A 12086-nucleotide genomic window follows, 5' to 3' on the forward strand; every position below is an offset into this window, starting at 1 on the left:
GGGTTAGAGTACCGCTCTGGAGCGACGCTCTAGACGAAGGTGGAGAGCAATGGCGCTGTCGATACCCGGCCTGCTGCGCGACCGCGTGGCCCGCACCCCCGACGCCGAGGCGATGCTGTACCGCGGTGACGGCGGCTGGGTCTCGCTGACCTGGGCCGAGCTGCAGGAACGGGTCGCCGCCGAGGCGTTCGGGCTCGTCGAGGCGGGGCTGCGCAAGGGCGACCGCGTGGCGTTGATGGGCAGGACGAGCATCGAGTGGATCGTCACCGACCTCGCCGTGCTCGCCGCCGGTGGCGCCACCACGACGATCTACCCGAACAGCACCGCGGCCGAGGTCGCGCACATCGTCGGCGACTCCGGCAGCCGGATCGTGGTCGTGGAGACGGACGAGCACGCCGCGTCGATGCCGGACGGCGTCGAGGTGCTGCGGTTCGGCGCGGTGCCGCGCGGGGAGGGCGACTACGACGCGTTGATCGACGTGCTCGCGCCCGACGACCTCGCGACGTTGATCTACACCTCGGGCACGACCGGCACGCCCAAGGGCGTCGAGCTCACCCACGACAACTGGCTGACGACGGCGGAGGCCATCGCGTCGCTGGGCATTCTGCAGCCGGCGGACCTGCACTTCCTGTGGTTGCCGCTGTCCCACGCGTTCGGCAAGGTGCTGACCATGGCGATGATCGCCGCGGGCGTGCCGACGGCGGTGGACGGCAGCGTCGAGCGGATCGTCGACAACCTCGGCGAGCTGCGGCCGTCGATCGTGGCCGCCGCGCCGCGCATCTTCGAGAAGATCCACGGCCGGATCGTCGCCGGGGCGCGGGAGAAGGGCGGCGTCACCGAGAAGATCTTCCGGTGGGCCGACCGCGAGCACGGCCCGGCGACGCGCTGGCTCGCGGATCGCCTGGTGTACCGCAAGCTGCGCGACCGGGTGGGCGGGCGGATCCGCTACTTCGTGTCCGGCTCGGCGCCGCTGGCGCCGGAGATCGCCGAGTTCTTCGAGCGCGCCGGCATCACGATCCTGGAGGGCTACGGGCTCACCGAGTCGTCCGCGGCGACGTTCTTCAACCGGCCGGGCATGATCCGGATCGGCACGGTCGGCCCGCCCATCCCCGGCATGGACGTCAAGATCGCAGACGACGGCGAGGTGCTGCTGCACGGCCCCGGCGTCATGCGCGGCTACCACAACCGGCCGGACGCGACGGCCGAGACGCTGGTCGACGGCTGGCTGCACACCGGTGACATCGGCGAGCTCGACGAGGCCGGGCGGTTGAAGATCACCGACCGCAAGAAGGAGCTGATCAAGACCTCCGGCGGCAAGTACGTGGCGCCGACCAGGATCGAGAGCATGATCAACGCCGCGTCGCCGTACATCAGCAACGTGATCGTGCACGGCGACCGCCGCAAGTACTGCGTGGCGCTGGTGACGCTCGACCCCGACACCGCGCACGGCCTGACCGACGCGGAGGAAGAGGTCGGCAACGCGATCAAGACCGTCAACGCGCAGCTCGCGCGGCACGAGACGATCAAGCGGTTCGCCGTGCTGGAGCACGACTTCAGCGTCGAGGACGGGTTGCTGACCGCTTCGCTCAAACCGCGCCGGCGCGAGATCGAGAAGCGCTACGTTGACGTGCTCGACGGTCTGTACGACTAGCTGACGCGAGTAACGCGCGTAGCTGATCACGCGACGTTCCTGTCGAATCTGAGGCGATCGACGGGGGAGCGCGCGCATTGCAAAGACTTCGGGACCTCGTCGTCGTAGTGCCCGGTATCGGCGGAAGCGTGCTCAGCGGTGCGGACGCCGTCGTGTGGGAGACCGAGCCGGCAGCGCTGGCCGGCCTGGTCTTCCGGCCGGGTGCGGTCGACCTGCGGCGGTTTCCCGAACTGCGGCCGACGGGTCTCGTGCGCACCTTCAGCGCGTTCGGATCGCTGCTGACGATCTACGGCTACGACACCCTGCACCGGTTGCTCGCGGACAACTTCGACCGCGTCGTCACGCACACCTACCAACAGGGCGCTCCGGTGCCGCCGAACACCGACGTGTTGTTGTTCCCGTACGACTTCCGGCGTTCGGTCAGCGATGCCGCGGAACACCTCGCGCGTGCGGTGCGCGCAGCCCTGGGTGATGAGACCAAACGCCGGGTGATCGTGCTCGCCCACTCGATGGGCGGTCTCGTGGCGCGGTACTGGATCGGCCCGCTCGAGGGTTGGAAGGTGTGCTGCGCGCTGCTGACCCTGGGCACCCCGCACCGCGGCGCGCCCAAGGCGATCGACTGGCTGGTGCGCGGTCCCGGCGTCGGACTGCTCAGGCACCCCGGAGCACGGTCGGTGCTGCGCGAGTGGCCGTCGATGTACGAGCTTCTCCCGCAGTACGAGGCGGTCTGGGACGAGAGCGCGGGACGCGAGGTCGAACTGACTGAGCTCCGGCCGTCGAAGTACGCCGACCGGTTCGCCAGGATGGCCGCGGCGGGCCGCAGGACGCACGAGGACATCGCGACCGGGTGGAACGACATCCCGCCGTACGGGCGTCCCGACGTCGTGCCGTACTTCGGCCGCGGGCACGCCACCCCCAACCTGGTCGTGCGCGGCTCCGACGGCCGCCTGACCATCACGAAGACCGACCCGGCGTGGCGGGGCAACGAGGGCTGGGCGGGCGACGGCACGGTGCCGGTGCTGTCGGCGATTCCCCGCGAACTGGGAGAGTCCAGGGCCGTGTGGCGGGCGGTGCGCGACCGCCACGGGCCGATCGCGAACGCCGCCGCGATCGTCGAACAGCTGAGCTCCTACTCGGGTGCGGCGCTGCCGACCCGCGGTGGTGACACGCCGGAGCGGCCGTGGCTCGGGCTCGACGTCGACGAGATCGTGCCGTCCGGGGTGGAGTCCGAGATCGGTGTGGTCGTGCAGCCGGAGAACCTCGGTGCCGCCGAGGTGCACGTGACGCTGACGACCGTGCCCGCGTCCGCGCAGCCGGTGTTCGAAGGGCCGATGCGGGGCGGAGGCCGCACCTGGACGGCCACGCTGCCGCCGCTGCGGCCGGGGCGCTACCGGCTGGACTTCGAGGCGCAGCGCGTCGCCGGGCCGGAGTCGGTGTTCGCCCGTGCGGACGTCGTCGTCCTCGACCCGGCGGCGGAGGCGGACTTCGACGGAGCCTCGTCGTGAGCAGGCCGATGTGGAACCGGGCGCAGGACCCCGGCCAGCTGCTGCGCTACGTCGAGGCGGGCGTGGTCGTGGCGCTGCTCCCCACCGTGCCGCCGCGCGGCGACGGGACGGGCGTCGGCGTGCTCGCCCGCGTCGAGGCCCTCTACGACGCGTTCGCCGGAGCCGGGATCCGGTACGCGGTCGAGCCCGTCGACAGCGGCGGGGGCTGGCAGCGGATCAGGGAACCCGAGCAGGTGCTGCGGTCCGGCCGGCTCGCGACCTGTGTCGACCTCGCGGTGAGCTTCGCCGGCGGCTGCCTCGACGTCGGGGCGCACCCGTTGCTCGTGGTGCTCGACCCGGAGGCGGGCGGGCCGGCGCACGCGATCGTCGTGGTGTGGCTCGGGGACAGCTGGCCCGGCACCGGTGGCGCCGCCGAGTACCGCGAGTTCCAGCCCGACACCACGACGTCCCCGGTGGTGTGGCCGGGCGAGCTGCGCGACGACGCCGACGGCCGCGGAGCGTTCCTGCCGGTCGACGTCACGAAGCTGACGAGCGGGGCCTCGTTCGCGGAGGCCGTGCGAGCCGGTGCCGCACTGCTCGGCTCGGCGTCGTGGCACGCCTCGATCACCCTGGACGTCGGCCGGAACTACGCCAAGCAGGGCGAGTTCGTCTCGGCCCCGCGCCGCTCCGGCAAGATCCGGACGCACACCGAGGAGGTCACCAGCCTCGACGGTCTGCGGCGGAACCTGCTGGACAGCGAGCTGCCGTTCGTCCCGCCGACGGACCCGCACGCGGTCACCGCACCGCGCAAGCTGCTGGACCGGCTGGAGGAGGACGCGGGACTGCCGGGGATCCTCCTGATCGGCGCGGCGGGGGTCGGCAAGACGCGGACCTGCTTCGAGGTCGCCGCGCAGGCCGTGCGGGACGGCTGGGCGGTCATGCACGTGTCCGACAGCAACGCCGCCGTGACGAGCGCGGACGTGCACAACGCCATCCTCGCCGAGCGCGCCGACCGCGTCCTGGTCGTGCTCGACTACATCAACTACTACTACGAACACCTCGGTCTCACGGCGCTGAAGGACGAGGTGGGGGAGTTCGCGCGGCGCAACACGAAGGTCGCCTTCATCGCCGCCTGCCGTCCCGGCTGGCACTCCACGACCAGGGCGGAGCTCGACCAGATCTTCGAGATGGTCGAACTGGTCCCGGACGAGGCGCAGACGTCGGTGGTGCGCGACCGGATCCTGACCCGCGTCGCACCGAACGCCACCGCCGAGGTGAAGCTGCCGAAGATGCGCAGGGTCTGCGGCGACCGGCCGGTGATCGCGATGCTCATCGCCTCCGAGATCGAACGCCTGCACGGGCTGGGAGAGCTGGACAAGGCCCTCCAGGGCATCCGGCCCGCGAAGCTGCTCGTCTGGCTCAAGCGCCGCCTCGCAGAGGACCGGCTGCTCCCCAAGCCGCCGGACGACCCGCTCGACGAGGAGGAGTCCGAGCCGAGCAAGGCGTTGCAGGCCTGTCTGTCGATGCTGCTCGCGACACCTCAGCCGGAACCCGCGGTGCTCGCCTCCGGGCAGACGCTCGCCAACGCCCCTCGGCTGGTCGCCAAGCTGAAGGCGATGGGCTGGGTGGTGAACAGCCCGGTGGGGCTGGTTCCCGCGCACGACCTGGTGACCGACCAGTTGGTCGACGAGATCCTGCTCGAACCGCTCGGCACCGTGGTGCGCACCGCCGTCGCCGACCGGGTGCTGGACGCGAGCCTGAGCGCCGGCGCGACGGTCGGGCGCTTCGCGATGAACCTGAGCCGGATCCTCCGGGACATGCCGGCCGCCAAGGGCGACGCGCTGGACGCGCACTGCGTCGCGTGGCTGGACAGCCGGGCGGACCGGGTGGGCGAGGTGATGGCGAGCGGCGACGACGGCGCCTACGCGATCGGCTCGGTGCTGGACAGCCCGTCCTGGGCCGCCGTGGTCTTCCGCAGGTGGGGCGAGATCGTCGATCCCTGGCTGACCGGCCACCCGCAGTCGCTCTCGTCGCGGCACCTGCTCTACAAGGGCCTGCGGTCGGAGATCGGCAAGACCGACGAACGGCTCGTCGCCGAGTCGCTGGTGTGGCTCGACGTGCACCACGGCACGCTGGAAGCGCAGTTCGTGATCACCGGGCTGCTCTACTGCGAGCTCGCCGACGACGTCCTGCGCAGGACGCTCGACCACGCCCAGAGCTGGCTGCGCACCTACGGGACCATGCTCGGGGCGAAGTACCTGATCGCGCGGCTGCTCGGGTGCGAGCTGGACCGGGCGGACGCCCACGCCGTGGTGGGCTTCGCGGTGCGGTTCCTGAAGAGTCGCTGGAACGCCCACGAGGTGCACACCGTCCTCGCGCGGTTGTACCTGCGCGAGATGGACGACGACGAGGCCGCGGCCGCGTTCGACGTGGCGGTGAAGTGGCTCGGGACGCACGGGGCCGACCGCGCGGCGCAGCAACCCCTGACCAACATCGCCTGGAGCAGGCTGAGCGAGGACGCCGTCCCGGTCGTGGTCGGGTTCACCAGGAAGTGGCTGGTGCGCCACGACACCGACCTCCGGGCGCAGTACCTGCTGAGCGCGTTGCTGGTGCAGCAGCTCGACGACGACGTGGAGCAGCTCGCCGTCCACGGCCTGAACTGGCTGGAGAAGCACGGCGAACTCGGCGAGGCGTGCTTCGTGCTCTCGCGGTTGCTGCCGAGGGACCTCAGCGCCGGTGTCGTCGGCGAGGTGGCGGCGTTCGCGTTGACCTGGCTGGGGATTCACCGGCATTCCGCGGAGGCCCAGCACGTGCTGCAGGCGTTGCTGTTCCGGGAGATCGAGCCGGACGTCGCCGAGGCGGTGGCCGGGTTCGCGCTGGCGTGGCTGAAGGGCCACGAGGACGCCCTGGAAGCCCATCAGGTGCTGCACGGCCTGCTGCAGAAGGAACTCGCCGGAGAGGTCGCCGGGAGGACGATCGCGTTCGCGTTGACCTGGCTGAAAACGCAAAGAACCGCCTTCGACGCGCGGCAGGTGTTGCGGTCGCTGCTGTTCCACGAGCGCGAGCCCGACGTCGCCGAGGCGGTGGCCGGGCACGCGCTGGCGTGGCTGGAGGTCCACGGCCGCACGGTCGAGGCGCACTGGGTGGTGCAGGCGTTCCTCACGCCCGAGTTCCAGGCGTCGCTTCCGGCCGGGGTCGCGGCGGACGTCCTCCGCCAGGCCGTCGGCCGCGCCCTCGGCTGGCTGGAGGACCACGGCACGGTCACGGTCGCCGAGTACGTCCTCAGCCGGTTGCTGCCGCTCAAGCTCGACGCGGCGACCCGCGAGCTCGTGGTCCGGCTGTCCCTCGAGTGGATCGGGGTGAACGGCGCCGGGTCCAACCTGGTGTCGAAGTACGTCAGCCGGCAGAACGAGCTCACCGTCCCGGTCGCCGAGAAGTTCGTGGAGTGGGCGTCGGACCACACCGACCACGAGGACGTGTGGTGGCGCCTGACCCCGGTCGCCAAGGGCCTGAACCACTGGCCGCACCTGGCCGTTCCGCTGCTGGACGTGATGGAACGGGTGATGTGGGGGCTGTCGCCCGACCCCGTCGACCTCAACCAGCAGTCCGAAGTGGACGGACTGCTGCGCTACCTGTGCAAGGCCAGTTCGCTGTCCAACGGCACGGTCTCGGCGCGGATGGACGACCTGCTGCTGACGTGGCTCTGCCGGGAGGAGAGCCTGAGCCCGAACTGCTCGGTCGACAGCCACTTCCTGGAGCTGGTCTCCCGCGCCACGAGCCTGTTCGTGGTGCCCCGGAGGGTTCAGTCCGTGCACGTCTCGATCCTGGACCGGCTGCACGCGTGGATCGGCCGGTGGCGCTGGTCGGGCCCCGAACGGGACATGGCATGGACCTACGTGGCGCACGCCAAGGGCCTTTTCCTGTCCTGAGCACGGGCGAACCGCCCACCGGCGGAAGTGGTGGGCGGTTCGGTGGACCTTCGGTCAGCGGCGCCCGCGCGGTTCGTCGTCGCGTTCGACCTCGACGCGTTCCTTGCGGACCTCGCCCTTGACCTCGCGCTGCTCGGTGACGGCGTTCTTCTCGAGCCGGACCCGTTCGGTCGCCTCGGTGCGCTTCTGCACGACCGGCTCCTCGCGGTGCAGCGTGACCTCCGCCGCCTCGTCCGTGAAAGCCTTGCCGGCGTTGCCCTGCGCGGGCTCGCGGACGACCCGGACCTCCTCGTGCGTCACCGGCACCGTGACGTTGCGCTGCTCGGTGACCGTGTGCTTGACGAGCCGCACCCGGCCCGTCTCGACGCTGCGGGTGCCGACGTCGAGCTTCTCCTCGGAGAGCGTGACCTCGGCGGCGTCGTCCTCGGCCCGCGCGTCCTGGTTCGTGGTGGCCCGCCTGCGGTCCTGCCTGCCGTCGAGCCGGTCGTGCTCGCCGGTCTTGGCCTGCGGGATCATCCCGTAGTGCCGGTAGAGCGCCTCCTGCTCCTCGTCGGACATGTGGTCGTCCGAGGTGTGCACGCTCGGCGCGTCCTTCACCTGCTGCTTGGAGACGGGGACGGTGATGCCGCCGCCCGCCACCTCGCCCTGCTGGATGGGGACGAAGCTCTCCTTCATGCCGAACAGTCCGGTGTGGACCTCGGCCCACATCGGCCTGCCGGTGCCGTCCTCCAGCCAGACCCGCTTGACCGACCCGATCTTCTCGCCGTGGTTGTCGATCACGTCGCAGTCGTACAGCGCCTCAACGTGCTTCTGGTCGATCATCGTGCCGTCCCTCCGCGTTGGCTGTCTGGCTTGCCATCGCGAGGTACCCGCCGTCCGGCGTCTCACCGCGGGTGCCCTACGACCGGGTGACCGTGGCCTCGTGGTGATTCAGTCGGCCGGGTGACGTCACCACGGGATGTCACCGGCGTCGTCGAAGAAACCGCCGCGCGGGCCGTCGTCGGGCAGGGTGGCGAGCCTGACCGCGATCGCGGCACCCTGCTCGGGGGTGCGGTCCGAGGCGTGGCCGGTGAAGTCGGTCGCGACGTAGCCGGGGCAGCAGGCGTTGATGATGACGTTCGTCTCGGCGAACGCCCGTGCGTACTGCACGGTGAGGCTGTTGAGCATCGACTTCGACGGCGCGTAGGCGGCCATGATCGGGCCGGTGCGCAGCGCCAGCGACCCCATGTTGCTCGACACGTTCACGATGCGCGGCGCTTCGGCCTTGCGCAGCAACGGAAGCACCGCGTTGGTGACGCGGACGACCCCGAACACGTTGGTGTCGAGGACGGTCCGGACGACGCCGAGGTCGAGCGTCGTCGGGTCCTGGGGGAACGGGCCGCCGATGCCGGCGTTGTTGATCAGCACGTCGAGGCGGTCGAGCGCGGCGGCGGCCTGGGTGACGCTGTCGTCGGACGTGACGTCCAGCGCGACGCCGAACGCGTCGATCCCCTTGGCGCGCAGGCGTTCCACCGCCTGGTCGCGGCGGACGTCGTCGCGGGCGCCAACCGCGACGCGGAAGCCGATCGTGCCGAGGTTCTCCGCGATGGCGAAGCCGATTCCCTTGTTCGCGCCGGTGACCAGCGCGGTTTTCGTGTTCACGCTTCTCATGGTCAGGTCGTCCGGCGCGGACTGTCCAAGATCGATTCAGTAAGCCCTGATACCTCACGGGTATTAGGGTCGGAGTCGTGGACCTGGAGACCCGTGAGCTGCGCTATTTCGTCGCGGTGGCGGAGGAACTGCACTTCGGGCGTGCGGCGGAACGGCTCGGCATCGCGCAACCGCCGTTGTCGCGGGCGATCACCCAGCTGGAACGGCGCCTCGGCGTCCGGCTGCTCGACCGCGACCGCCGGGGCGCGGCGCTCACCGACGCCGGGCGGGTGCTGCTGCGGGAGGCCAGGACGGCGCTCGCCGCCGTGGAGGCGGCCGTCGAGCGCACGCGCCGCGCGGGAGACCCGGACCGGCCGCTGGTGCTCGTGACGAAGGCCGGGGCGTCGCACGAGCTGTTGCGGGCGTTGCTCGACGCCGTGGAGGTCCCGGTCGAGGTGCTGCTGTGCGAGGTGGGGGAGCAGGCGCGCCGGCTGCGCGACGGCCAGGCCGATGTGGCGATCATGCACCGGCCGTACGACGACCTCGCCGGGTTCGACACCGAGGACCTGCACGTCGAGGGCCAGGTCGCGATCGTGCCCGCCGCGCACCCGCTCGCCGCGCGCGAGAGCGTCACGCTCGCCGAGGTCAGCGACGTGCCGGGCCTGCCGATCGCCCGCTGGCCGCGCCTCGACGGCACCTACCCGGACGGCCCCGGTCCCGAGGTGCGCACCCAGTCGCAGCTCGCCCAGCTCGTGGCGCTCGGCCTGACCCTGCTCGTGATCCCCGCGTCCAGCCGGGCCTGGCAGTGGCCGGAGCACGTCGCGGTGCCGGTCGTGGACGCCCCGGACGTGACGACACTGCTGGCCTGGCCGCCAGGAGCACCCGCGGGCGCTCTGGTCCTGGCGGCCAAGAAGCTAGTCGCAGACCGCTCCGCGTGAGGCCGAGCCGACGAGCTTGGCGTACTTGGCGAGCACGCCGCGTTCGTAGCGGGGAGGCAACGGGGCCCAGCCGTCCTTCCTGCTGTCCAGGTCGGCGTCCACGTCGAGGGTGCCGTCGGCGACGTTCAGCGTGATCTGATCGCCGTCGCGCACGAACGCGATCGGCCCGCCGTCGACCGCCTCCGGCGCCACGTGCCCGACGCAGAGTCCCGTGGTGCCACCGGAGAACCGGCCGTCGGTGAGCAGCAGGACGTCCTTGCCGAGGCCCGCGCCCTTGATCGCGGCGGTGATCGCGAGCATCTCGCGCATGCCCGGCCCGCCCTTCGGACCCTCGTAGCGGATCACCACGACGTCGCCCGCGGTGATCGTGCCGTCCTCCAGGGCGTCCATCGCGGCGCGCTCGCGGTCGAACACCCGCGCGGTGCCGGTGAAGACGTCCGAGTCGAAGCCCGCGGACTTGACCACGGCACCCTCCGGGGCGAGCGAGCCCTTGAGGATCGTGATGCCGCCGGTGTGGTGGATCGGCTTGTCCAGCGCGCGCAGCACCAGGCCGTCCGGGTCGGGCGGCGCGATGTCGGCGAGGTTCTCGGCGACCGTGCGGCCGGTGACCGTCAGGCAGTCGCCGTGCAGCAGACCGGAGTCCAGCAACGCCTTCATCACCACGGGCACGCCGCCGATGCGGTCGACGTCGGTCATCACGTGCCGCCCGAACGGCTTCACGTCGGCGAGGTGCGGCACGCGCGCGCCGATGCGGCTGAAGTCGTCGAGGCTCAGCTCCACGCCGGCCTCGTGCGCGATGGCGAGCAGGTGCAGCACGGCGTTGGTCGAGCCGCCGAACGCCATGACGACCGCGATGGCGTTCTCGAACGCCTCGCGCGTCATGATCTGCCGGGCGGTGATGCCCTTGCGCAGCATCTCGACCACGGCCTGGCCTGATTTTCTTGCGAAGCCGTCGCGACGGCGGTCGGTGGCCGGGGGAGCGGCGCTGCCCGGCAACGACATGCCGAGCGCCTCGGCCGCGCTGGCCATGGTGTTGGCCGTGTACATGCCACCGCACGCGCCCTCGCCGGGACAGATCGCGCGTTCGATCAGGTCGACGTCCTCGCGGCTCATCAGGCCCCTGGAGCACGCACCGACGGCCTCGAAGGCGTCGATGATCGTGACCTCCTTCTCCGTGCCGTCGGTCAGCGTGACCCGGCCCGGCAGGATCGACCCGGCGTAGAGGAACACGCTGGCGAGGTCGAGCCGCGCGGCCGCCATCAGCATGCCGGGCAACGACTTGTCGCACCCCGCGAGCAGCACCGACCCGTCCAGCCGCTCGGCCATCATCACGGTCTCGACGCTGTCCGCGATCACCTCGCGCGACACCAGCGAGAAGTGCATCCCCTCGTGCCCCATCGAGATGCCGTCCGACACCGAGATCGTGCCGAACTCCAGCGGGTACCCGCCCGCCGCGTGCACGCCGTCCTTCGACGCCTTCGCGAGGCGGTCCAGCGGCAGGTTGCACGGGGTGATCTCGTTCCACGACGAGGCGACGCCGATCTGCGGCTTCTCCCAGTCCTCGTCACCCATGCCGACGGCCCGGAGCATGCCGCGCGCGGCGGTGCGCTCCAGGCCGTCGGTCACGTCGCGGCTGCGTGGCTTCACGTCCGGTGTATCGGTCATGAACGCACGCTAGTCCCTGTCCTGCGAGTCCGTCGGGCGATAGTGGCAGCCGAGCGACTCGGAGGCGGCACCGCCGCGATGCCCGAATACGCCCGGTATGAGGGCATCGCGGCGGCACCGTCTCCGAGTCGCTCGCCCGCGCCTCTCACCTGACGAACTCGCAGGACAGGGACTAGTCGTCAGCGGCGCCGCTCTCATCCTGAGACGCGCGGAAGTCGAGCAGCGTCGTGCTCCGGTGCCAGGCGAGCGCGATCGGCACGAGCAGCACCGCGTAGACCGTGATCGGCACCGCGACCCAGCCGTTGAGGTGCTTCGCGGCCTTGACGAGCATGAGCGCGATGTAGGCGAGGTAGATGAGCCCGACCCCGCCGTACGCGATGATCGTCGCGAACTTCTGCGCCTTCGGGGCGGTGTGCACGTTGGTGGCGCGCTCGCTGGCGATGACGCCGATCTTCTCGGAGTCGAGGCCTCCCGCCGCCGCGGCGAGCTCCTGTTCGAGCGCCAGGATGGAACGGGCGCGCAGGGCCGCCACCGTGAGCAGGTTGGCGTGGAAGGCCGCGATGCACAGGAGCGGGAACGGCAGCAGCGCGATCGCCCAGCCGAGCAGGTCGATCTTGTCGTAGAACGCGATGGTGCCGACGAGGTAGGTGACCGCGGCGCCCATGGTGGCGAGGCTGACGGTGAGCGTCGAGCCGCGGTCGGCGCGGTCCGCCTGGTAGATCGCGGTGAGTACCTGGAGGCGATCGGCCACTGTTTGTTCCCCCGAGTGTGAACGGCGCTGCGAACCTGC

The 12086-nt window shown here is 71.2% G+C and carries 8 protein-coding genes; 4 read left to right on the plus strand and 4 right to left on the minus strand.

Annotation, left to right across the window (positions count from 1 at the left end; translation table 11 throughout):
• Positions 1-49: 49 nt before the first annotated feature.
• The 3 genes from ACFWNN_RS16590 to ACFWNN_RS16600 all read left to right on the plus strand — a co-directional run bounded on the left by ACFWNN_RS16590 (position 50) and on the right by ACFWNN_RS16600 (position 7064).
• Positions 50-1651, plus strand: coding sequence for an AMP-dependent synthetase/ligase (locus tag ACFWNN_RS16590; protein WP_382440770.1), 1602 nt, complete (start codon positions 50-52; stop codon positions 1649-1651).
• 77 nt (positions 1652-1728) lie between these two features.
• Positions 1729-3156, plus strand: a complete 1428-nt coding sequence (locus ACFWNN_RS16595; RefSeq protein ID WP_382440771.1) for an esterase/lipase family protein — start codon at positions 1729-1731, stop codon at positions 3154-3156.
• On the plus strand, positions 3153-7064 hold the full coding sequence (locus ACFWNN_RS16600) for a hypothetical protein (protein WP_382440772.1): 3912 nt from the start codon (positions 3153-3155) through the stop codon (positions 7062-7064). Before ACFWNN_RS16595 ends, ACFWNN_RS16600 begins: the two co-directional genes overlap by 4 nt.
• Positions 7065-7118: 54 nt before the next feature.
• On the opposite strand, the gene ACFWNN_RS16605 is transcribed toward ACFWNN_RS16600, so the two are convergent.
• Positions 7119-7886, minus strand: coding sequence for a DUF2382 domain-containing protein (locus ACFWNN_RS16605; protein WP_382440773.1), 768 nt, complete (start codon positions 7884-7886; stop codon positions 7119-7121).
• Positions 7887-8012: 126 nt separating this feature from the next.
• Positions 8013-8714 carry an SDR family oxidoreductase gene (locus ACFWNN_RS16610; RefSeq protein ID WP_382440774.1) on the minus strand — a complete coding sequence of 234 codons (702 nt, stop codon included), beginning with the start codon at positions 8712-8714 and terminating at the stop codon, positions 8013-8015.
• Positions 8715-8797: 83 nt separating this feature from the next.
• Here ACFWNN_RS16610 and ACFWNN_RS16615 point away from each other — a divergent pair, with 83 nt between their 5' ends.
• On the plus strand, positions 8798-9631 hold the full coding sequence (locus ACFWNN_RS16615; RefSeq protein ID WP_382440937.1) for a LysR family transcriptional regulator: 834 nt from the start codon (positions 8798-8800) through the stop codon (positions 9629-9631).
• On the opposite strand, the gene ilvD is transcribed toward ACFWNN_RS16615, so the two are convergent.
• The gene (gene ilvD / locus ACFWNN_RS16620) at positions 9608-11296 is read right to left on the minus strand and encodes a dihydroxy-acid dehydratase (RefSeq protein WP_382440775.1); all 1689 of its coding nucleotides are present in this window, start codon (positions 11294-11296) and stop codon (positions 9608-9610) included. The two genes, ACFWNN_RS16615 and ilvD, sit on opposite strands and share 24 nt — an antisense overlap.
• 172 nt (positions 11297-11468) lie before the next feature.
• Positions 11469-12047, minus strand: a complete 579-nt coding sequence (locus ACFWNN_RS16625; protein ID WP_382440776.1) for a hypothetical protein — start codon at positions 12045-12047, stop codon at positions 11469-11471.
• Positions 12048-12086: the final 39 nt, after the last annotated feature.

It is taken from the genome of Lentzea sp. NPDC058450 (genome assembly GCF_042721395.1).
GTDB lineage: Bacteria > Actinomycetota > Actinomycetes > Mycobacteriales > Pseudonocardiaceae > Lentzea.